The following is a 20,432-nucleotide window of genomic DNA, read 5'->3' as shown; positions in this document are numbered from 1 at the left end:
GGAATGAAAGTACTTTTCCTCGATATTGATGGGGTCGTCAACCGCGTGGGTACGAGACAGCGCTATCGCGGCTTCACGGGCATCGATCCTTTCCTGGCGTCCAAGGTCGGCAAGATCATCCTCGACACTGACGCAGCCGTTGTTCTTACGTCCACATGGCGGCATTTCCAAGGCGGCCGTGAAGAAGTCGACCGACACGTTTACAAGACCTTTGACGTTACTCCGGCAGCAGACACAGGTTTTCGTGGCGAGGAGGTGAAGATGTGGCTGGACCGGCATCCGGAAGTTACGCGGTATGCCATTGTCGACGATGACACTGACTTCTATGCCGATCAGCCCTTGTTCATTACGAGCTGGCTAACGGGAATCACCGACGAGGTTGCGCAGCAGGTAACCGAATTTCTAAACAGCGGAGACAACCCATGAGTGAACATCTACCACCGTTGGGAAACTTCGCCGAAGCGCCTGCCGAAGGCCCGGGATCCGGGCGGATCCCGGGCGGGCATTACCGGCGATCAAATCCGTGGCGGCATTGACAGGACGTGTTGAGGCGATTGTCAGGCAACGAAACGTAGCCAATGCCCGCACGGCCCACCTAGGCTTTTTCCCAACCCCCTCGAATTCCGCGGGGCGCCCGTATTCTCTCCTGAGGATCGGCCGAAGGATCGGCGTATGGAATATCGAGCGGCCCAACCGCTGGAGACGCAGCAGCTTACGGAACCGGGTCCGCCCGGCGGGCAGGCTGGCCCCAGCTGGCCCCCACCAGCGCGGCTTGAGCCCGGGCACGGCACCGCGCAAGCGCGGCCTGAGGTAGGGCCCGGACCTGCGCCTGAGCCGGAGCCTGAGCAGCCGGCGGCAAAACGCACGCACCGGCTGCGGCGGCTCCTTGCCAGGGTCTTTAAGCTCGTCCTCGCCATGGTGGTCATCACAGAGCTCGCCGCCGTCTGCTTTATCTGGTTCACTCCCCCGCGTACTGCCTTCATGCTGCAGACCGGCGGCCCGATCGCCTACCAGTACGTATCCCTGAACCACGTCAGCCGCTATGTCATTGCCGCGGCCGTCGCCCACGAGGACCAACAGCTGGGAACGCGTATGGGCGCGTTCTCCATTGATGATTTCCGGGACAGGGCTTTCGCCTACCTGCAGGGGAAGGATGACCCGAGCGGTTCCACGGTCCCCCAACAGCTCGTGAAGAACATCTTTCTGTGGCCTGACCCGAATGCCCTGAGGAAGGGCCTGGAGGCGGGCCTCGCGACCGAGTTCAGCCTCACCCTGACCCCGCAACGGATCATGGAGCTTTATCTGAACTACGCGCAGTTCGGTCCAAACCTGTACGGAATCTGTGCGGCGAGCTGGTACTACTTCGACGAACCGCCGTGGAACATGTCCGAGTACCAGGCCGCGCAATTGATGGGGGTTCTGCCACTGCCCACCCTCGTCACCCGGGCGGCGGAAGGTGGCATCTATCTGGGCCCGGGTGTCCACCCCAAAGTGTGGGACTACGTCAACGGTGCGGCCAACGTGTGGGTCCCCCTGCAGATCGAAGGGCTCGGCGGATGGAAGGCGGCCGTCGCAACCATCGGCATCGGCGACACAGCGTCCGACCACGCCGCCGAGCGGGGAGCCGCAACCCCGGATGGGTGCAGTTCGTATCCGGCGAGCGTGCTGGACCTGCTGCGGCAGCAGGGCATTGCCCTGGACAGCAACGGGAACCCTGCGCCACCCAGGGGTTAGCCTGCGCCATCCAGGGGTTAGGAATCGTGGATCAGTTGCCCAGGTCCTCGACCTTGGGCAGGGCGAGTTCCTCGCTGCGGGGCAGTTCCTCGACGTTGACGTCCTTGAACGTGATGACGCGGACGCTCTTGACGAACCGGGCGGAGCGGTAGACGTCCCATACCCAAGCGTCCTGCAGGGTCAAGTCGAAGTAGACCTCGCCGTCGGCGCTGCGGGCCTGCAGGTCAACGTGGTTGGCAAGGTAGAAACGCCGTTCGGTCTCGACCACATAGCTGAACAGCCCGACGACGTCGCGGTATTCGCGGTAGAGCTGTAGCTCCATGTCGGTCTCATAGTTTTCAAGGTCCTCGGCACTCATGGTTCCATCTTGCACCATCCGGCGCCGGCCGCGCGCCACACGACGGGCCGGCCGCGCGCCACCGGCAGGCGGCACCCTCACGCCGGAGCGGCTAGAGCAGCTGCCAGCTGACCCGGTGGTACGGCGTGGGACCGCCGGTCCGGAGCGCTTCCTTGTGCGCTGCGGTGCCGTAGCCCTTGTTCACGTCCCAGCCGTAGGCCGGGTATTGGGTGTGCAGCTCGCACATCATCGCATCGCGCTCGACCTTCGCGATGATGCTGGCCGCGGCGACGCTGAGGCACTGCATGTCGGCTTTGACCAGTGTGTGCACCGGGGCGTCGCAGCCGGGTTCGGCGGGGGCATCGTCGAACAAGGAGGGCTGAAGATCCGGCGAGAGCCAGTTGTGGCTGCCGTCCAGCAGGACAACCTCGGGCCTGACGCCGGCGGCGAGCACGGCAAACCAGGCCCGGTTCCCGGCAAGCCGGAGCGCTGCGATGATCCCGAGTTCGTCGATCTCTGTCGCGGACGCATGCCCTACGGCGGAGGCGACGCTCCAGTCCCGGACCAGCGGCACCAGCCGCTCCCGGTCCGCTACCTTGAGGAGCTTGCTGTCCCGGACATCGGCCAGGAGCTTCTGCTGCTGCAGGTCCACGACAGCTATCCCCACGCTGACGGGACCGGCGAGGGCACCGCGGCCGACCTCGTCGATGCCCGCGAGGAGCCGTGCGCCGGAGCTGCGGAAGCGGCGTTCGTAGTCGAGGGTGGGGGCTGCTGACATGACGGGGGCTTACTTTCCGGACGGGGCGGGGACGCTGCGGAAGACGTCCGGGTAGTTGTCCAGGGCCGACATCCGGTTCAGCGGCCATGCGATGACGGCGGCCTTGCCTTCAATGTCGGATTCGTTGACGAAGCCGCCGTTGGTGTCCATATGGGCGCGGGAATCCGCGGAGTGGTTGCGGTTGTCGCCCATGACCCAGACCTTCCCCGCGGGCACGACGACGTCGAAGTCTCGGACCTGGGGAATCTCTGCGGAATTGATGTATTTCTCGTCCAGCGGCACGCCGTTGACGGTGAGCTGTCCGCCGGCGTCGCAGCAGACCACGTGGTCGCCCGGGAGCCCGATGACGCGCTTGACCAGGTGCTGTTCGGAGTTGTCCGGCAGTAAACCGACGAACGTCAGCCCGTCCTGCACCCAGGTGAACGGGCCCTTCGTCTTCTCAGCCGCGGGGGCGAGCCAGCCCTGGCTGTCCCGGAACACCACTACGTCCCCGCGCTGGAGCGCCATGGGCTCGGGCACGAGGAGGTTCACGAAGATGCGGTCGTTCACATCGAGGGTGTTGACCATGGATTCGGACGGGATGTAGAAGGCCCGGAACAGGAAGGTCTTGATCAGGAAGGACAGCACAATCGCCACGATGACCACCGTGGCGACCTCCTTCAGCCACAGGAAGAGCGGGCTCCGCCCTTCACGGGCCTTGGCCTTCCTGGCCCGGCGGGACGTCGGGCCGGCGTGGGCGGGGCCGTCGGCCGGGTCCCGCCCCGCCCCCTCGACCTCGGCCCGGTCCCGCTCCGCCCCCTCGGCCTCGGCCCGGTCCGTCCTGGCAGCCTCCGTCCGGGCAGCCTGGATTCGGTCAGCCTCGATCCGATCAGCGCGCTGCGCTCCGGCGCTGTCGTCCTGCAACGCCGACGCCGGAGCCGGCGCACCAGCCGGTGGATCCGCCGGCTCGTCCGCCGGGATCGCCGAGGCGGTAACCCGGGGTCGGTCCTGGCCCTGCGGATCAGGAGTGCGCGGTTCGGTCTCGGGCATCTACTGTCCGTTCGTCGTCGTCGTTGTCGCAGCCGGTTCGGGCCGCGCTACTGCTGCAAATCTATCAAGCGGCCAGATGATCTGTACCGGCCGGCCAATGACGCGTTCCAGCGGCACCATGCCGCCGCCGGGGGCGCCCAGAAGACTCCGGGAATCGGCCGACATCGAGCGGTGGTCGCCCATGAGCCACAGCCGCCCGGCGGGCACCTGGACGGCGAACTTCACGTCGCTCGGGGTGTCCCCCGGATACACATACGGTTCCGCAACTTGCTGGCCGTTGACTGTGAGCCGGCCGACGGCATCGCAGCAGACCACACGGTCGCCCGGCAGTCCGATGACGCGCTTGACATACGTGGTGTCGCTGCCCGCCAGGCCAAGCCAGCGTCCGGCTTCGGCCAGGGCATCCACCACGGGGCCGTTGCCGCTGTTGAGCGGGGCGAAGGAGCCGCGCCCGTCAAAGACGACGACGTCGCCCCGGCCCAGGGGCTCAGCCTGGAAACCGGCCCGCGCCACCACGATCCGGTCCCCCGTGTGCAGGAGCGGCTCCATGGAGGCGGACGGGATGAAGAAGATGTCCACCCACAGGGAGCGGACCACGGCACTGATGGCCACGGCGAGCACCAGGGCCAGCAACGCAAAACGCCAGCCCGGTTTCCTGGGCTGGCGTTTTGGCTGTTCCATGTTCCGTATCCCCTGGCGCTGTCGTGAACTAATGTGCGCTGTTGCGGATAGCTCCGGCGCCGCACTAGCTGACGCACCGGGTACGGTCCGTGGATCCGCGGTGAAAGACTGCGTTGGAAGTCTGGGAAGACTTACTTGGCGGTCTGGAAGTCGCGCTTTTCCTTGATCTTCGCGGCCTTACCACGCAGGTTACGCATGTAGTAAAGCTTGGCGCGGCGCACGTCACCCTTGGAGACGAGCTCGACCTTGTCGATGATCGGGGAGTGCACCGGGAAGGTACGCTCTACGCCGACACCGAAGGAGACCTTGCGGACGGTGAAGGTTTCGCGGACGCCATCGCCCTGGCGGCCAAGGACGAAGCCCTGGAAGACCTGGACGCGGGAGTTCTTGCCTTCGATGATGTTCACGTGAACCTTGATGGTGTCACCCGCGCGGAACTCGGGAACATCGGTGCGCAGCGAGGCTGCATCTACGGAATCGAGGATATGCATTGATCCACTCCTGGTGAACGCCACAGGTCACTCACGTTGGGTTACGGCGGCCAAGCCCGGTGGCATGCGCCGCCCGGAAATTTCCGCCGAAAGTTTGTCAATCCGGCCCTGTCAGGAGTAGACGGGGCCGGGGTGCCGGGCTGTTGGTAGCGCTCCCCCTGTGGCAGGTTCGCAACCCAGCAGGCACAAGGACTAATTTTGCCACATTTTGTGCGGGTTAGCCCAATCCCGGCGCCTAGGCGTCGGGACGGCGCAGCAGGCGGCCGTCGACGACGTCGTACCCCAGGTCGGAGAAGGCCGTGCGGTCCGCGCGCGGCAGCTTGCCGGCGTCGAACTCCACGAGGAGGTCGGGACGGCGTTCGGCGGTGCGCCGGTACTGCTCATGCCGGCGCCACTGGGCGATCTTGCCGTGGTTGCCGCTCAGCAGCACGGCCGGGACGTCCCGGTCCCGCCAGCTGGAGGGCTTGGTGTAGACGGGGTACTCGAGCAGCCCGTCCGAGTGGGACTCCTCCACGAGGGACTCCGGGTTGCCGACGACGCCAGGCAGCAGCCGCCCGATGGCCTCGACCATGGCCAGCACGGCGACTTCGCCGCCGTTGAGGACGTAGTCCCCCAGGCTCATCGGGCGCACCGTGAAGTGCTCCGCGGCCCATTCCAGGACCCGTTCGTCGATGCCTTCATAGCGCCCGCAGGCGAACACCAGCTGGTCTTCCTCCGCCAGTTCGTGCGCGGTGGCCTGGGTGAAGCGCTCGCCCGCCGGCGACGGGACGATCAGCACGGGTTTGCCGGCCGACCCGGCAGATCCGGGGGTGCCGGCGTCGTCGGTGCCGTTGGAGCCGCCGGGGGTGCCGGCGTCCCTTGCGTCCCCGGCGTCCTCTGACCGTCCGGCGGCCACGGCCGTGAGGGCCTGCGCCCAGGGTTCGGGCTTCATGACCATGCCGGCGCCGCCGCCGTAGGGGGTGTCATCGACCGTCCGGTGCCGGTCGGTGGTGAAGTCCCGCAGGTCATGGACTTTGAGGTCCAGCAGGCCGTCCTGGCGGGCCTTGCCGATCAGTGACAGCTCAAGCGGGGCCAGGTATTCCGGAAAGATGCTGACGACGTCGATTCGCATCTACGCGTTGCCTCCGGCGGCGGTGCCCTGGGCTTCGGGGTCCCGGGTTTCGGGGTCCTGGGCTTCGGGCGCCTCGTCCGTGTTGACCTCGAACAGTCCGGGCGGCGGGGTAACGAGGACGTATTTTTCAGCCACGTTGACCTCGGGCACAATCTGCTCGACGAACGGGATCAGGACTTCCTTGCCGTCGTCGGTAGTGACCACCAGCAGGTCCTGGACCGGCAGCGTGTGCAGCGCCGAGACCTTGCCGACCACGTTGCCGCCCACGCGGACCTCCAGGCCCACGAGCTCGTGCTCGTACCAGCCCTCGTCGTCGTCCTCGGCGCCGATGTCTTCGGTCTCGATGAACAGCTTGGCGCCGCGCAGGGTCTCGGCCTCGTTACGGGTCTCGATCTCATCGAAGGCCAGCAACAGGATGTCCTTGTTCCAGCGGGCGCTGAACACCGTCAGCGGCCCGGCCGAGGCGGGTTCCACGATGAACTGCGTTCCGGGGACAAAACGGTCGCCGGGCGCGTCGGTGAGCACCTGGACGGTCACTTCGCCGCGGATGCCGTGGGGCTTGCCGATTCGTGCCACCTGGAGCTGCATCTGTTCCTCTGTTCGGGGTTGGTGATTCTGTGTTCTCTGGTGCGGAAATGCGGGAAAACAGTCCGGCCCCTCCACCATTATCTGGTGAAGGGGCCGGACTCAAGACAAGTAGTGCTGAAAGCGTTACCGGCGGCGGTCGGTGTCGACGACGTCGACCCTGACCGGCTCGCCATCCGCCAGCGCCGCAACCACAGTGCGCAATGCGCGTGCGGTCCGGCCCTGCCGGCCGATCACCCGTCCGAGGTCGTCCTGATGAACACGCACCTCGAGGGTTTCCCCGCGGCGGTTGTTCTTCGCACTGACCTTGACGTCCTCGGGGCTGTCAACAATCCCGCGGACCAGGTGTTCGAGCGCTTCTGCCAGCAATTTACTCAGCCTCGGTGGTCTCTGCTTCGGCGGCGTCGGCGGGAGCCTCGGCAGCTTCGTCCTTCTTAGCCTTCTTGGTGATGGCTTCCGGGATGATCACGGAACCCTTTTCCGGGGTAACGAAGGCAGCCTTGGGAGCCTTGGTCTTCAAGGTTCCCTCCTGGCCGGGGAGACCCTTGAACTTCTGCCAGTCACCGGTGATCTTCAGGATCGCGGCGACCTGCTCGGACGGCTGTGCGCCGACGCCGAGCCAGTACTGGGCACGGTCCGTGTCGACCTCGATGTACGAGGGCTCTTCGGTCGGGTGGTACTTGCCGATCTCTTCGATAGCACGGCCATCACGCTTGGAGCGTGAGTCCATGACGACGATGCGGTAGTACGGTGCGCGCATCTTGCCGAAGCGCTTAAGGCGAATCTTTACGGCCACTTTTGTGGTCACTCCTGTTTCTGAAACGGGGTCGAGCCCGGCGTTCTGCACCCGTGGGGCGGGCCGTACTTGGGGGTTCTAAAGGACAAGATCCAGACGCGGAGAGAGGGGCCACGCAGATCGAGTACCTGTTCATTGTGCCAGATCACCGGCAGGATTTCGACTTGACACGGGCCCGGCGCACCGGCGCGCGTCCTGGAAGCGACCTTGGGCGCCGGTCAGGACGTCCAGACGTAGAGGCCGGACCTGGTGGCGGGGTCGACGCTGGCGGCGAGCTCGGCGATCCGGCGGACGTAGCCCCGGGCCTCGTCCGAACCGAAGGGCATGTCCTCTTCGGCGGCCCAGTTGGCGGCGACATCCTCCAGGACGTCGCCCTCCCCTTCCGTTTCATAGCTGAGCAGTTCCGCCAGCGTGCGGACCATTGCCGCCGGGACGCCGAGCAGCGAGTCGCTGGCCACGTCAACCATGGCCAGTTCATAGTCCGCGCCCGGGGCGTGCACGGCGACGCCGGCGAGGTCGCCCAGCCGCTCCACCTCGAAGTCACTGATCTCCGGGATGCGGACGGCCCCCGGCGCGGCCGGGCCGCCGCCTTCCAGTGCGCCGGCGCGCTTGAGGGCTTCTTCGTGGGTGGACACAAAGAGTTCGGTGAATCCCATGCAGCTGGTCCTTAGGGTTCGGCAGTCCGCGGACCGCTGTTTTCGACGTCGCTTCAGCCTAGTCGCTTCAGCACGCGGCGACGCCCCGGCCGCTGGACATGCCCTCCCCTGATCGTGAGCACTGGACATATGGCAGCAGTGTCCATTCCCGGCCGCGTGCGTTGGACATGTTCCGAACTGTTCCGAAGTCCTGCCAGCGAACAGTGGGCATGTCCTTCGCTGGTCCGGGGAAACCCGGCCCACCCGGCCCCGCCCACGGACATGCCCTCCCCTGACCGCGAGCAATGGACATATGGCAGCTGTGTCCATTCCCGGCTGCGACCGCTGGACATGTCCAGCGGTCCTGCCAGCGAACAGTGGGCATGTCCAGCGGGAAGCTGTGCACGATGGGCATGTCCAGCGGACAGCTTGCCTGGGCAGAACTTCTAGCGCACGGCGACGCGGATCCGGTTGCGCCACGGATCCTCGAAGCGCAGCTCGGCGCCGGTGTGGTGCGATTCGACGCCGGCAACCTTGAGCCGGTCGGCCAGGGCCGCGACGTCATCGCCGGAGGGCACTTCAATGAGGACTTCGCCCAGACCCAGCGTGTCGCGCCGGGGGCCTGCGCCGCGGCTGTTCCACACGTTCATGGCCATGTGGTGGTGGTAGCCGCCGGCCGAGACGAACAGCGCCTGGCCGTGCCAGCCCGCGGTCTTCTCGAAGCCGAGCGTGCCGACATAGAAATCGTGCGCCGACTGGACGTCGCCGACCTGCAGGTGGACGTGCCCGACGCCGGCGGCGGCCTGGCGCTGGCCGGCCACGGACTCCTCGGTCAGGTGCTGCTGCAGGTAGCGCTGCGGCGGCAGGGCGAGGCTGTCCATGACGACGTTCTTGCCCTCCCAGGACCACGCCTCCCGCGGCCGGTCCCAGTACAGCTCGATGCCGTTGCCCTCGGGGTCGTTGAAGTAGAACGCCTCGCTGACGAGGTGGTCCGCGCTGCCAGTGAAGGACTGGGGCTCGTACTGGGCCGCGCTGGCAATGGTGGCCGCCAGGGAATGCTGGTCCTCGAAGAGGAGGGCGGTGTGGAAGAGCCCGGCCTCGCCGCGGGAGGGAAGAAACAGCTCCGGGGCGGGCGCCAGGTGGACCAGCGGCTTCTGCTGGCGCCCAAGGTAGAGCCCGCCGTCCTGTTCGGCCACAGTCTCCAGCCCGAGGGCGCGTTGGTAGTAGTCGGTCATGAGCCTCATGTCGCCGACCTTGAGCATCACGGTGCCCATGGTGAGTTCGGCAGGAAGGAGGTCCTGGGTGCTGGCTTCTGCGGTCATGGCAACGCTCCGGGGATTCTGTAGCCACCGGCTTTCGGTGACCCTACATAAGACTAAATTACTTGAAGCTTCAATTTATTCCTAACGGATGGGATGACCCCGAAGCACAGTGTGCTTCAGTTCCCGGAGCGTGGCCGGATTGCTCCGCGGATCCTCAGCGCAGAGCAGGACATCCGCGCTTGCCCCTTCACCGATGGACTCCGCGCCGAGCCAGGTCCGCGCGGACCAGGCCGCGGCGTCGAGGGCGGCCGCGGCGGGAAGGCCGGCGGCGTGCAGGGCCTGGATCTCGTCGACGATCCTGCCGTGGCTGATCACGCTGCCGGCGTCGGTACCGGCGTAGATCGCCACCCCGGCCTCGTGGGCTTCGAGGATCCGCTCCGCCCGCCGCTCCCACAGCGAGCGCATGTGGGCGGCGTAGCGGGGGAACTTGGCCTCCGCCCGGGCCGCGATGTCCGGGAACGTGGCGATGTTGATCAGGGTGGGCACGATCGGGACGCCCTGTTCGAGGAAGCGCGGCAGATGCCGCGGCAACAGCCCGGTGGCGTGCTCGATGCAGTCGATCCCGGCATCGAGCATGTCATCGAGGGTGTCCTCGGCGAAGCAGTGGGCGGTGACGCGGGCACCCTCATCGTGGGCGGCCTGCACGGCGTCCTTGACTGTCGTGGCGGGAAAGCTGGCGGCGAGATCGCCGGCGTCGCGGTCGATCCAGTCCCCCACGAGCTTGACCCAGCCGTCGCCCGCGCGGGCCTGCTTCCGCACGGCCTCAACAAGATCCTCCGGCTCGACCTCGACGGCCAGGCCCGGCAGGTAGCGCCGGGTCCTGGCGAGGTGCCGGCCGGAGCGGATGATCCGGGGAAGGTCCGCGCGTTGCTGGAGCCAGCGTGTGTCGTGGACGGCGCCGGCGTCACGGACCAGCAGCGTCCCGGCGTTGCGGTCCGCCAGGGCCTGGGATTCCGCGGTGTCCTCGGTAACGTCCCCGCCCGGGCCGAGGCCGATGTGGCAGTGCGCGTCCACGAGGCCGGGAATGACCCAGCCGTCGAGCACGAGCTCCGGCGCGGCCGCGGGCCGGTGGAAGGTCAACCGGCCCTCCACCGACCACAGCCCGTGGCCGATTTGGTCCGCCGCCGTGAGGATGGGCCCGCTGAACTCGATGATGCTGGTCATGGCCTAAAGCCTAATCCGCATGACAATCCGGGCCCAGATCATCGAGCCCCAGCTGCGCTTCGTGGATCTGCAGGGCAGCCAGCGCCGGCCCCGGCCGGGCGAATTCCTCGAACCCGCAGCTCGCGTAAAACGGGGCGTTGAACGGAACGGCTGGGAAGTGCAAAGCGTCATCCAGGGATAGCCGCGGTCCCGGGCAGCGTCGAGGGCCGCCTCCACCAGCGACCGTCCGATCCCCCGCCTGCCGAAGTCCGGCTGTACGGAGAGTTGCTCCAGATGGGCCTGGCCGCCGAGTGCGTCAACGCGGGCAAAGCCTACAGGCGGGGTTCCGGCGACCAGTATGAACAGCGGCTCGACCGGCGTCGTCAACTCCGGAGCCGGGAGCGCCCGGTTCCCCAGTTCCTTTATCAGGACGCCGTCTGCCACGGCCTCGATAGCCGTCAACGCCGGGAAATCTTCCGGCGCCGCCGTCCTGATGCGGGGCACGGCCTTGGGCGGGGTCACAGTGCCACGCTAACACCGCGGTCCTACCGTCCGCGTCACACTCGACGGCCGGCCGGAGGCGCATGGTAGCTTCGTCTACGACCACACGGGTGCCCCTGCAGGGGCTGAGATCGGGCTGACGCAGCCTGCGACCGTTGAACCTGTCCGGGTAATGCCGGCGAAGGAAGTGAGTATTTCCGTGAACACCCAACTGACACAGCACAGCCCTGTCCAAAACCAGCCTGCGGCCCCCACACAGTCGCTGAAGTCCCACTCGCTGGCCTTCACCACGGACCCGGACCACGGCATCCGCGTCCCGGTGACCGAAATCGCCCTGGAACCCTCGCCGGGCGGTGTCCGGAACCCGCCGTTCCGGGTGTACCGCACGGCCGGACCGGGCAGCGATCCGGTCCGCGGGCTGGAGCCGTTCCGCACGCCCTGGATTGAGGCCAGGGCGGACACCGAACCCTACGCCGGCCGGGAACGGGAGCTGCTCGACGACGGCAAGTCGGCGGTGCGCCGCGGTGCGGCGTCGGCCGAGTGGCGGGGCGGCCGGCCGGTGCCGCGCCGGGCCGTCGAGGGCAGGACCGTCACGCAGATGCGGTACGCCCGGGACGGTGTCATCACCCAGGAAATGCGGTTCGTCGCGCTGCGCGAGAACTGCGATGTGGAGCTGGTGCGCAGCGAGGTGGCCGCGGGCCGGGCGATCATTCCCAACAACGTCAACCACCCCGAATCCGAGCCGATGATCATCGGCAAGGCGTTCCTGGTGAAAATCAACGCCAATATCGGCAATTCCGCCGTGACCAGCTCCATCGCCGAGGAGGTCGACAAACTCCAGTGGGCCACGCAGTGGGGCGCGGACACCGTCATGGACCTCTCCACCGGGGACGACATCCACACCACGCGCGAGTGGATCATCCGCAACTCCCCCGTCCCCATCGGCACGGTCCCGATCTACCAGGCGCTGGAGAAGGTCAACGGCGAGGCGAACACCCTGACCTGGGAGATCTTCCGGGACACCGTGATCGAACAGTGCGAGCAGGGCGTGGACTACATGACCATCCACGCCGGGGTCCTGCTGCGGTATGTACCCCTGACGGCCAACCGGGTCACCGGCATCGTGTCCCGGGGCGGTTCCATCATGGCCGGCTGGTGCCTGGCGCACCATCGGGAGAACTTCCTGTACACCCACTTCGACGAGCTGTGCGAGATCTTCGCGCGGTACGACGTCGCCTTCTCCCTGGGCGACGGGCTGCGGCCGGGCGCGACGGCGGATGCCAACGACGCGGCACAGTTCGCCGAACTGGACACCCTGGCTGAGCTCACGCAGCGGGCCTGGGAATTCGATGTGCAGGTCATGGTGGAGGGCCCCGGGCACGTGCCCTTCCACCTCGTCCGGGAAAACGTGGAGCGCCAGCAGGAACTCTGCAAGGGCGCCCCGTTTTACACACTCGGGCCGCTGGTCACGGACATCGCACCGGGATATGACCACATCACCTCGGCGATCGGCGCCACCGAGATCGCCCGCTACGGCACCGCCATGCTCTGCTACGTCACGCCCAAGGAACACCTCGGACTGCCGAACAAGGACGACGTGAAGACGGGTGTGATCACCTACAAGATCGCGGCCCATGCCGCGGACCTCGCCAAAGGCCACCCCGGCGCGCACGAACGCGACGATGCCCTGTCCAAGGCAAGGTTCGAATTCCGCTGGCGGGACCAGTTCGCGCTGTCCCTGGACCCGGTGACGGCAGAGGCCTTCCACGATGAGACGCTTCCCGCCGAGCCGGCCAAGACGGCCCACTTCTGCTCGATGTGCGGTCCGAAGTTCTGCTCCATGCGGATCAGCCAGGACATCCGGGACGAATACGGATCAGCAGACTCGCAGGCCGCCCTTACAGAGAGGGCGGCCGGAATGCGGGCGAAGAGCAACGAGTTCCTCGCCTCGGGCGGCAGGGTCTACCTGCCGCAGCCCTCGGTGGGCGGACCCGCAGCTTCCTAGGAGGCCCGGGCGTGCTGGCGCCGGCTGACCCCGGCGATGTAGGAGCGGATGGCCCGGTCCCCTTCGGCTGAATCCTGGGGCCGGTGCCCTCCCGGCGCGGTCCGGTGCAGGGCGCCGGTCTCGCGCAGGTAGCCGGCGATTTCCTCATACAGCGGTTCCCAGCCGCCGGTCAGGACCAGGGTCGGCACGCCCGGCACGATCTGCAGCGGGGCTTCCCATGACGGCGCCTGCAGGCGGAGCCGGCGCGCCGCCCGGAGGGCTTCCGGCGTCGTGGCCCCGGGGGCATCCGCCGCGAACGCGCGGCGGATGAACTCCCGCTGGAAGTCGTCGTCGCTAAGGTTGTGGCGGACGTCGAAGAGCGGCTGCATGAGGGCCCGGTGCGCGGCGGTGGCCGGGAGTTCCGCGGTCAGGGACAGGCAGGCAGGTTCCACCAGGGTCAGCGACTGGACGAGGTCGGGCCGCTCGACGGCGGCCATCATCGCGGCGATCGCGCCCTGCGAGTGGGCCACCACGTGGCCGCCGGCCTCGCCGCGCCCGTCGTCTGCCAGCGACGCGAGCACGATGGCGGCGTCGGCGGCGAAGTTGGATTCGAGCGGTTCGGCGACGGCGTCAAACCCGTGCCGCCGCAGGAACAGGGCGTCGTAGTCCAGCGCCATTCCGTGCTGTTTTGGCCACGCGGCGGCGCCGAAGCTGCCGTCCCCGTGGACGAAGACTACGCGCTGCTTGAACATTGTCTAACCCTATGGCACTTCAGTGCTGATGCCGCCGGCGACACAGTGCCGGCGGCCGTCAGCACTTGCGGCTACTTGCTGCCGCCGAGGAACTTGTCGAAGCCCTTGGGCAGGTTCAGCTGGGACGGGTCGAAGTCGCCGCCCTGCTGGCCGAACGAGGCTCCGGTGGGCAGCGCCTTGGGGCCGGCGGCACGCCTGGCCTCAGCGTCGCGCAGTTCCTGCGCCGCCTTGGCCGGGTTGCCGGAGCGGGCCTTCTTCTTGGGTGCGGGCTTGGCGCCCTTGCGAGCCCCGCCGCCCATGCCGGGCATCCCCGGCATGCCGGGCATCCCGCCGCCGGCGGCCATCTTCTTCATCATCTTCTGGGCCTGGGCAAAGCGTTCCAGCAGTCCGTTGACCTCGGAGACGTGCACGCCGGAACCGCGGGCAATACGGGCCCGGCGGGAGCCGTTGATGATCTTCGGAGCCACGCGCTCGTGCGGGGTCATCGAGCGGACAATGGCCTCGACGCGGTCGATCTCGCGCTCGTCGAACTGCTCCAGCTGCTGGCGGATGTTCTGCGCACCGGGCATCATCATGAGCATTTTCTTCATGGAGCCCATGTTGCGGATCTGCTGCATCTGGGCGAGGAAGTCATCGAGGGTGAAGTCTTCCTGGTCGGCGAACTTCTTCGCCATCCGGGCGGCTTCATCCTTGTCCCAGGACTTCTCGGCCTGCTCGATCAGGGTGAGGACGTCACCCATGTCCAGGATGCGCGAGGCCATGCGGTCCGGGTGGAAGAGCTCGAAGTCGTCCACGCCTTCGCCGGTGGAGGCGAACATCACCGGTTTGCCGGTCACCGACGCGACGGAGAGCGCGGCACCGCCGCGGGCGTCGCCGTCGAGCTTGGAGAGCACGATGCCGGTGAAGTTGACGCCCTCGTCGAAGGCCAGGGCCGTGTTGACGGCGTCCTGGCCGATCATGGAGTCGATCACGAACAGGACTTCGTTCGGGACGATCGCGCGGCGGATCTGGCGCGCCTGCTCCATCATGTCGGCGTCGACGCCGAGACGGCCGGCGGTGTCCACGATCACGACGTCGTGGAGGGTGCGCTTGGCTTCCTCGACGCCGGCGCGGGCGACGGCGACAGGGTCGCCGGCCGGGTGGTCCAGTTCGGTGGACGTGGCGCCCGGGTGCGGGGCAAAGACGGGTACGCCGGCGCGCTGGCCGACCACCTGCAGCTGGGTGACGGCGTTGGGGCGCTGGAGGTCACAGGCCACCAGCATCGGGCTGTGGCCCTGGGACTTGAGCCACTTAGACAGCTTGCCGGCCAGGGTGGTCTTGCCGGCGCCCTGGAGACCGGCCAGCATGATGATGGTGGGGCCGGTCTTGGCCAGGCGGATCCGGCGGGTTTCGCCGCCGAGGATCTCGACGAGTTCCTCGTTGACGATCTTCACGATCTGCTGGCTCGGGTTCAGCGCCCCGGAGACCTCGGCGCCGAGGGCACGCTCGCGCACGCGGCCGGTGAACTCCCGGACCACGGGCACGGCGACATCGGCGTCCAGGAGGGCACGCCGGATCTCGCGGACTGTGGCGTCAACGTCCGCCTCGGTCAGGCGGCCCTTGCCACGCAGATTCTTGAAGGTTGCTGTCAACCGGTCAGAGAGTGAATTGAACACGCGCCGTGCACTTCTTTCAGTGGATCTACAGGTGGCGGCCGGTGCGGCACGCCAGCGTCGCGACTGGTATTCGCCTGGACGAACCGCCTCGACAACAGGACTCGACTATCTAGGGTACCAAGATGCGCCTTCAAGATGGCATGCTGGCGTAGGTGACCAGCCAAACAACTGTAAAAACCCTGCTCATCCTGGGCGCTTCCGGCGATCTCACCGGAAGGCTCCTGTTACCGGGGCTTGCCCGCCTGGTGGCCCGGGGCCGCGCCGACGGCCTCACCATGGCGGGAGCGGGATCGGACCCCTGGACGCCGGAGCAGTGGCTTGGCCGGATCGAGGAGTCGTTCGCGGACGAGGACTCCACGGCCGACGCCCACGGCAGGCGCGAGCTCAAGCGGGTCCGCCAGGAGAGCACGTACCACCAGCTCGATGTGACCGCCGAGGGCCAGCTCGCCGGGCTGCTGGCGCAACTGGAGGGGCCCGTGGCCGTCTATTTCGCCCTGCCGCCGCGCGTCAGCCAGCTCGCGTGCGAGGCCCTGGCGCCGGAGGACGTGCCCGCCGGCACCCGGCTGGTCATGGAGAAGCCGTTCGGCTCCGACGAGCAGTCGGCGCGGCACCTGAACACGACGCTGGCCGCGCTGGTCCCGGAGGACCACATCCACCGCGTGGACCACTTCCTCGGCAAGGCAACGGTCCTGAACATTCTTGGTCTGCGCTTCGCGAACACGTTCCTGGAGCCGGTGTGGAACCGGCAGAACATCGAAAAGGTCGAGATCATCTTCGACGAGGACCTGGCCCTCGAAGGCCGCGCCCGCTACTACGACGGCGCCGGAGCGCTCCGCGACATGATCCAGAGCCACCTGCTGCAGATCATGGCCCTCATGGCGATCGAGCCGCCGGCATCCGTGGACGAACGCGACCTTCGCGATGCCGTGGCCACCGTGCTGCGGGCCAGCAGCATCAAGGCCCCCTACCGCCAAAGCAGCCGCCGGGCCCGGTACACGGCGGGTTCGATCAACGGCCGGGACATTCCGTACTATGCCCGGGAGGAGGGCGTGGACGCATCCAGGGGCACCGAAACCCTGGCCGAGGTGCAGGTGGGGATCGACAACTGGCGCTGGCAGGGCGTGCCGTTCATCCTGCGCTCAGGCAAGGCGCTGGGCCAAAAGCGCAAGGAGGCTGTGGTGACCTTCCGGCCGGTGCCGCACCTTCCGAAGGGGTTCACCGGTGTGGACGCCCCCAACCAGCTGCGGATCGGCTTTGGCCCGGACACGCTGCAGTTCGACGTCGACGTGAACGGCCCCGGCAATGTCCTGAGCCTGGACCGGGCCACGCTGCAGGCCGAACTGAGCGCCTCCGAACTCCTCCCCTACGGTGAAGTGCTCGAGGGCGTGCTGACCGGCGATCCGCTGCTCTCGGTGCGGGCGGACACGGCCGAAGACTGCTGGCGGATCCTGGCGCCGGTGCTGAAATCCTGGACCGCCGGTCATGTCCCGCTGGAGGAATATCCGGCCGGGACCCCGGGGCCGGAGGGCTGGCCGGCGCCCCCGCGCCGCCGCCCCGCTGTGTCAGTGCTGTGTCAGTGCTATGTCAGTGCCGTGCCCTTCTCCCGTTCAGGGAGTGGAGCGGGGAGCAGCTAGATCGCTGCCGCACCACGCTCTCCGGTGCGGACCCTGACAGCCTCGAACACATCCATCGTCCAGACTTTGCCGTCGCCGGCCCGGCCCGTGTTGGAACTGGCGATGATGACATCGAGGATGTCGTCCGCCTGTTCGTCGGTGGCCAGGACTTCCACCCGGATCTTGGGCAGCAGGTCCACGTTGTACTCGGCCCCGCGGTACACCTCGGTGTACCCGCGCTGCCGGCCGTAGCCGCTGGCCGCGCTGACCGTGAGGCCCTGCACGCCGTAGGCTTCCAGGCCTTCGCGAATAGCCTCAAGCTTTTCCGGTCGGACGATTGCCGTGATCAGTTTCATGCCCCCACACTTTCCTTGCCTGTTGCGTTCTGCTTGCCGTTGGACTCGGCGTCCACCGGCACTTCGGCGGCTGCCTCTTCACTCATCGGCTTGCCCGTGATCAGTTCGTGCAGCGGCTGGAAGCTGCCGCCATGCCCGCCGACGCCGAACTCGTAGGCGGTCTCTGCGTGCAGGCTCAGGTCCACACCGACAACTTCCTGTTCCTGGGAAACCCGGAAGCCCATGAACTTGTGGATCGGGAAGGCGATGATGAAAGTCATCACGGCGGTGAAGACGATGGCCATCAGTGCCGCGAGGGTCTGGGCGACCAGCTGCGTGGTGCCGCCGCCGTAGAACAGGCCCGCCGTGCCCTGGGTCGGGGTGGCAAGGAAGCCGATTGCGACCGTGCCGACAACACCGGAGACGAGGTGGACACCCACGACGTCGAGCGAGTCGTCGTAGCCGAACTTGAACTTCAGGCCGACGGCGAGCGCCGAGGCCACACCGGCCGCGACGCCGAGGGCGATCGCACCCAGCGGGGAGACGTTGGCGCAGGCCGGGGTGATGGCCACCAGGCCGGCGACCACGCCGGAAGCGGCACCGAGGGAGGTCGGGTGACCGTCGCGGAAGCGCTCCACGGCGAGCCAGCCAAGCATGGCGGCGGCCGGGGCGGCCAGGGTGTTGATCCAGATCAGGCCGGCCTGCTCCACAGTGGCAGCGGCACCGGCGTTGAAGCCGAACCAGCCGAACCACAGGATTGCGGCGCCGAGCATGACGAACGGAATGTTGTGCGGGCGGTGGTTCGGGTCCTTGCCGAAGCCCTTGCGGTTGCCGATGATCAGGACCAGGATCAGGCCGGCGACGCCGGCGTTGATGTGGACCACGGTGCCGCCGGCAAAGTCGATGACCGGCGCGAACGTCTGGCCGAACCAGCCACTGGCGGAGAAGAGTCCTCCACCCCAGACCATGAAGGCCAGCGGCGCGTAGACCAGGGTGGCCCAGATGGGCGTGAAGACCACCCAGGCGGAGAACTTGGCGCGGTCGGCGACCGCACCGGAGATCAGTGCCACCGTGATGATCGCGAAGGTGGCCGCGTAGCCGACCTTGAGCAGGTCAGCCGGTTCGGTGAAGCCGTGCAGGCCGAAGTGGCTGAACGGGTTGGCGAAGATCTGGTAGAAGTTGTCTTCGTTGCTTGTAGCCATCGAAGCGCCCCACAGGATCCACATGATGCTGACGGTTCCAATGGCTACGAAGCTCATCATCATCATGTTCAAAGCCGACTTGGCGCGGGTCATGCCGCCGTAGAAGAATGCCAGGCCCGGGGTCATGAACAGCACGAGTGCCGCGGCGACCAGGAGCCAAACGAGACCTGCGGTGAGTTCCATGGTCTACGTCCTCTCTTGCTATTAGGTGCGGAGTAGTCCGCCGGTCCCAACGCATTTATTTGCGTTCTAGAAAGAGTTTCGCGGGGCAGTGTTTCGCTGGCGGAGGATTTACATTGCCGGGTTGTTACAAGAACCTCCCGGACGTAAATGGTGCATCTCACACTTGTTACGGTTATGTTTCAGCGGATCATTCCCGCACTAGTTGGACCCGCCGCCAGCCGGCCCCGCATCTTCCCAAGGACGAACGCATTATGAGCAAGACCTCCCGCCCCGCCGGCGACGCCGCAGCCAAGGTGCCCTCCCGGGCCCCGGGCCGCTCCCGGCTGCCCCGGGACATCAAGGTGATGCTGGTGGCGGCCTTCCTGATTGCGATCGGTTTCGGCCTCGTGGCACCGGTTCTGCCCCAGTTCGCCACCACGTTCGACGTCGGGGCGACCGCGGCGGCCGTGATCGTGAGCATCTTCGCGTTCATGCGGCTCGTCTTCGCCCCGGCCGGCGGCGCCCTGATCGTGAAGCTGGGCGAACGTCCGGTCTATGTGGCCGGGCTGCTGATCGTCGCCGCGTCCACGGCGGCCTGCGCCTTCGCCCAGGACTACTGGCAGCTGCTGGTCTTCCGCGGCCTGGGCGGGGCTGGTTCGGTGATGTTCACGGTGGCGTCCATGGCGCTTGTGGTCCGGCTCGCGCCGCCGGAAAGCCGCGGCCGGGTCTCCGGGGCCTATGCCTCCGCGTTCCTGATCGGCAACGTCTGCGGCCCAATCGTCGGCGGGATGCTTGCCAGCTTCGGTTTGCGGGTGCCGTTCCTGGCCTACGCGGCGGCCCTGGTGCTGGCCGCCCTCGTGGTGCAGACCCAGCTCAGCCACGTCCCCGCCGCCTCGCGGCAGCCCGGCGCCACAGCCCCGGCGATGGCACTGAAGGACGCGCTGCGGGACAGCGCCTACCGGGCCGGCCTGTTTTCGAGCTTTGCCAACGGCTGGGCCACCTTTGGGGTGCGGATGGCCACAGTCCCGCTCTTCGCCGTCGTGGCGCTCGGCGCCGGGCCGGAATCCGCCGGCTGGGCACTGGCGGTGTTTGCCGGCGGCAACGCGGTGGCGCTGACGTTTTCCGGCCGGCTCGCGGACAGCCTCGGCCGCAAGCCGCTCCTGCTGGCCGGACTGCTGGTCACCGGCACCGCCACGGCGGCCATCGGGTTCACGCACCAGCTGCCCTGGTTCCTGCTCGCCTCCGCCTGCGCCGGGATCGGCTCGGGACTGCTCGGACCGGCCCAGCAGGCCGCCATCGCCGACGTGATCGGCAACGAGCGCTCGGGCGGCCGCGTCCTGGCCGTCTTCCAGATGGCCTCCGACAGCGGCGCGATCGTCGGACCGGTGGTGGCCGGGCTGCTGGCGGACCGGCTGGGCTACGGCTGGGCCTTTGGGGTCACCGGCGGCATCCTGTTGGCCGCCGCCGCCGTGTGGTTGCCGGCCCGCGAAACGTTCCGCCGTCCGGCGCCGGACCGCGCCTGACCTGCGCCGTTGCCGCCACTGGTCGGCTCTGGGCAACGCCTCCACCGGAACCCTGTCCGTGAC

General features: G+C 67.5%; 22 protein-coding genes and 1 riboswitch. Of the genes, 5 read left to right on the top strand and 17 right to left on the bottom strand.

Annotated features, from left to right (window positions below):
* The first annotated feature begins 3 nt into the window (after positions 1-3).
* Positions 4-426, top strand: coding sequence for an HAD domain-containing protein (locus AC1DXI_RS07160; protein ID WP_476938035.1), 423 nt, complete (start codon positions 4-6; stop codon positions 424-426).
* A gap of 489 nt (positions 427-915) precedes the next feature.
* Positions 916-1,734 carry a transglycosylase domain-containing protein gene (locus tag AC1DXI_RS07155; RefSeq protein ID WP_476938034.1) on the top strand — a complete coding sequence of 273 codons (819 nt, stop codon included), beginning with the start codon at positions 916-918 and terminating at the stop codon, positions 1,732-1,734.
* A 31-nt stretch (positions 1,735-1,765) separates the two neighbouring features.
* Here AC1DXI_RS07155 and AC1DXI_RS07150 read toward each other — a convergent pair whose 3' ends face one another.
* The 13 genes from AC1DXI_RS07150 to AC1DXI_RS07090 form a co-directional block, all read right to left on the bottom strand.
* Positions 1,766-2,092: a DUF2469 domain-containing protein gene (locus AC1DXI_RS07150; RefSeq protein ID WP_018773443.1), complete on the bottom strand. Its 327-nt coding sequence runs from the start codon at positions 2,090-2,092 to the stop codon at positions 1,766-1,768.
* A 91-nt stretch (positions 2,093-2,183) separates the two neighbouring features.
* The gene (locus tag AC1DXI_RS07145; RefSeq protein WP_018773444.1) at positions 2,184-2,849 is read right to left on the bottom strand and encodes a ribonuclease HII; all 666 of its coding nucleotides are present in this window, start codon (positions 2,847-2,849) and stop codon (positions 2,184-2,186) included.
* Positions 2,850-2,858: 9 nt separating this feature from the next.
* The gene (gene lepB / locus AC1DXI_RS07140; RefSeq protein WP_476938033.1) at positions 2,859-3,878 is read right to left on the bottom strand and encodes a signal peptidase I; all 1,020 of its coding nucleotides are present in this window, start codon (positions 3,876-3,878) and stop codon (positions 2,859-2,861) included.
* The gene (gene lepB, locus AC1DXI_RS07135) at positions 3,879-4,559 is read right to left on the bottom strand and encodes a signal peptidase I (RefSeq protein ID WP_476938032.1); all 681 of its coding nucleotides are present in this window, start codon (positions 4,557-4,559) and stop codon (positions 3,879-3,881) included. It lies immediately after the preceding gene.
* A gap of 131 nt (positions 4,560-4,690) precedes the next feature.
* Positions 4,691-5,050: a 50S ribosomal protein L19 gene (gene rplS / locus AC1DXI_RS07130; RefSeq protein WP_018773447.1), complete on the bottom strand. Its 360-nt coding sequence runs from the start codon at positions 5,048-5,050 to the stop codon at positions 4,691-4,693.
* A 235-nt stretch (positions 5,051-5,285) separates the two neighbouring features.
* Complete coding sequence (gene trmD / locus AC1DXI_RS07125; protein WP_476938031.1) at positions 5,286-6,161, bottom strand: tRNA (guanosine(37)-N1)-methyltransferase TrmD; 876 nt, start codon at positions 6,159-6,161, stop codon at positions 5,286-5,288.
* On the bottom strand, positions 6,162-6,749 hold the full coding sequence (gene rimM / locus AC1DXI_RS07120) for a ribosome maturation factor RimM (RefSeq protein WP_476938030.1): 588 nt from the start codon (positions 6,747-6,749) through the stop codon (positions 6,162-6,164).
* A 123-nt stretch (positions 6,750-6,872) separates the two neighbouring features.
* Positions 6,873-7,115 carry an RNA-binding protein gene (locus tag AC1DXI_RS07115; protein WP_018773450.1) on the bottom strand — a complete coding sequence of 81 codons (243 nt, stop codon included), beginning with the start codon at positions 7,113-7,115 and terminating at the stop codon, positions 6,873-6,875.
* A gap of 1 nt (position 7,116) precedes the next feature.
* A complete protein-coding gene (gene rpsP, locus AC1DXI_RS07110; RefSeq protein ID WP_026266438.1) occupies positions 7,117-7,542 on the bottom strand; it encodes a 30S ribosomal protein S16 in 426 nt (141 codons plus the stop codon).
* Positions 7,543-7,760: 218 nt separating this feature from the next.
* Positions 7,761-8,198 (bottom strand): hypothetical protein, encoded by a 438-nt coding sequence (locus AC1DXI_RS07105; protein WP_476938029.1) that lies wholly within the window; start codon positions 8,196-8,198, stop codon positions 7,761-7,763.
* A 425-nt stretch (positions 8,199-8,623) separates the two neighbouring features.
* The gene (locus tag AC1DXI_RS07100) at positions 8,624-9,499 is read right to left on the bottom strand and encodes a VOC family protein (protein WP_476938028.1); all 876 of its coding nucleotides are present in this window, start codon (positions 9,497-9,499) and stop codon (positions 8,624-8,626) included.
* Positions 9,500-9,580: 81 nt separating this feature from the next.
* On the bottom strand, positions 9,581-10,663 hold the full coding sequence (locus AC1DXI_RS07095; protein WP_476938027.1) for an amidohydrolase family protein: 1,083 nt from the start codon (positions 10,661-10,663) through the stop codon (positions 9,581-9,583).
* Between the two features lie 3 nt (positions 10,664-10,666).
* Complete coding sequence (locus tag AC1DXI_RS07090) at positions 10,667-11,164, bottom strand: GNAT family N-acetyltransferase (RefSeq protein WP_476938026.1); 498 nt, start codon at positions 11,162-11,164, stop codon at positions 10,667-10,669.
* A 75-nt stretch (positions 11,165-11,239) separates the two neighbouring features.
* Positions 11,240-11,347, top strand: a riboswitch (TPP riboswitch).
* Here AC1DXI_RS07090 and thiC point away from each other — a divergent pair.
* The gene (gene thiC, locus AC1DXI_RS07085) at positions 11,343-13,148 is read left to right on the top strand and encodes a phosphomethylpyrimidine synthase ThiC (protein ID WP_476938025.1); all 1,806 of its coding nucleotides are present in this window, start codon (positions 11,343-11,345) and stop codon (positions 13,146-13,148) included. Its footprint overlaps the riboswitch before it by 5 nt.
* Here the strand turns inward: thiC and AC1DXI_RS07080 are convergent.
* Together AC1DXI_RS07080 and ffh are read right to left on the bottom strand one after the other, a co-directional pair.
* Complete coding sequence (locus tag AC1DXI_RS07080) at positions 13,145-13,879, bottom strand: alpha/beta fold hydrolase (RefSeq protein WP_476938024.1); 735 nt, start codon at positions 13,877-13,879, stop codon at positions 13,145-13,147. The two genes, thiC and AC1DXI_RS07080, sit on opposite strands and share 4 nt — an antisense overlap.
* Positions 13,880-13,950: 71 nt before the next feature.
* Entirely contained in the window at positions 13,951-15,534 is a 1,584-nt protein-coding gene (gene ffh / locus AC1DXI_RS07075) for a signal recognition particle protein (RefSeq protein WP_018773458.1), read from the bottom strand.
* A gap of 152 nt (positions 15,535-15,686) precedes the next feature.
* Between ffh and AC1DXI_RS07070 the strand changes: the two genes are divergently transcribed.
* Positions 15,687-17,168: a glucose-6-phosphate dehydrogenase gene (locus tag AC1DXI_RS07070; RefSeq protein WP_476938023.1), complete on the top strand. Its 1,482-nt coding sequence runs from the start codon at positions 15,687-15,689 to the stop codon at positions 17,166-17,168.
* Here the strand turns inward: AC1DXI_RS07070 and AC1DXI_RS07065 are convergent.
* Together AC1DXI_RS07065 and AC1DXI_RS07060 are read right to left on the bottom strand one after the other, a co-directional pair.
* On the bottom strand, positions 17,165-17,503 hold the full coding sequence (locus AC1DXI_RS07065) for a P-II family nitrogen regulator (protein ID WP_018773460.1): 339 nt from the start codon (positions 17,501-17,503) through the stop codon (positions 17,165-17,167). The two genes, AC1DXI_RS07070 and AC1DXI_RS07065, sit on opposite strands and share 4 nt — an antisense overlap.
* Entirely contained in the window at positions 17,500-18,867 is a 1,368-nt protein-coding gene (locus AC1DXI_RS07060) for an ammonium transporter (protein WP_476938022.1), read from the bottom strand. Before AC1DXI_RS07060 ends, AC1DXI_RS07065 begins: the two co-directional genes overlap by 4 nt.
* Before the next feature lie 251 nt (positions 18,868-19,118).
* Here AC1DXI_RS07060 and AC1DXI_RS07055 point away from each other — a divergent pair, with 251 nt between their 5' ends.
* Entirely contained in the window at positions 19,119-20,369 is a 1,251-nt protein-coding gene (locus tag AC1DXI_RS07055) for an MFS transporter (RefSeq protein WP_476938021.1), read from the top strand.
* Positions 20,370-20,432 lie beyond the last annotated feature (63 nt).

This window comes from Arthrobacter sp. P1_H7, assembly GCF_056405215.1.
This window is presented reverse-complemented; position numbering and strand designations above follow the sequence as displayed.

Excerpts from the sequence above, each read along its gene's own strand:
- AC1DXI_RS07055 (WP_476938021.1), top strand. The coding sequence starts at position 19,119 with ATGAGCAAGACCTCCCGCCCCGCCGGCGACGCCGCAGCCAAGGTGCCC.
- AC1DXI_RS07155 (WP_476938034.1), top strand. The coding sequence starts at position 916 with ATGGTGGTCATCACAGAGCTCGCCGCCGTCTGCTTTATCTGGTTCACT.
- AC1DXI_RS07150 (WP_018773443.1), bottom strand. The coding sequence starts at position 2,092 with ATGAGTGCCGAGGACCTTGAAAACTATGAGACCGACATGGAGCTACAG.
- AC1DXI_RS07080 (WP_476938024.1), bottom strand. The coding sequence starts at position 13,879 with ATGTTCAAGCAGCGCGTAGTCTTCGTCCACGGGGACGGCAGCTTCGGC.
- rimM (WP_476938030.1), bottom strand. The coding sequence starts at position 6,749 with ATGCAGCTCCAGGTGGCACGAATCGGCAAGCCCCACGGCATCCGCGGC.
- AC1DXI_RS07095 (WP_476938027.1), bottom strand. The coding sequence starts at position 10,663 with ATGACCAGCATCATCGAGTTCAGCGGGCCCATCCTCACGGCGGCGGAC.
- trmD (WP_476938031.1), bottom strand. The coding sequence starts at position 6,161 with ATGCGAATCGACGTCGTCAGCATCTTTCCGGAATACCTGGCCCCGCTT.
- AC1DXI_RS07160 (WP_476938035.1), top strand. The coding sequence starts at position 4 with ATGAAAGTACTTTTCCTCGATATTGATGGGGTCGTCAACCGCGTGGGT.
- lepB (WP_476938032.1), bottom strand. The coding sequence starts at position 4,559 with ATGGAACAGCCAAAACGCCAGCCCAGGAAACCGGGCTGGCGTTTTGCG.
- AC1DXI_RS07105 (WP_476938029.1), bottom strand. The coding sequence starts at position 8,198 with ATGGGATTCACCGAACTCTTTGTGTCCACCCACGAAGAAGCCCTCAAG.
- AC1DXI_RS07100 (WP_476938028.1), bottom strand. The coding sequence starts at position 9,499 with ATGACCGCAGAAGCCAGCACCCAGGACCTCCTTCCTGCCGAACTCACC.
- AC1DXI_RS07145 (WP_018773444.1), bottom strand. The coding sequence starts at position 2,849 with ATGTCAGCAGCCCCCACCCTCGACTACGAACGCCGCTTCCGCAGCTCC.
- AC1DXI_RS07060 (WP_476938022.1), bottom strand. The coding sequence starts at position 18,867 with ATGGAACTCACCGCAGGTCTCGTTTGGCTCCTGGTCGCCGCGGCACTC.
- rplS (WP_018773447.1), bottom strand. The coding sequence starts at position 5,050 with ATGCATATCCTCGATTCCGTAGATGCAGCCTCGCTGCGCACCGATGTT.
- AC1DXI_RS07065 (WP_018773460.1), bottom strand. The coding sequence starts at position 17,503 with ATGAAACTGATCACGGCAATCGTCCGACCGGAAAAGCTTGAGGCTATT.
- lepB (WP_476938033.1), bottom strand. The coding sequence starts at position 3,878 with ATGCCCGAGACCGAACCGCGCACTCCTGATCCGCAGGGCCAGGACCGA.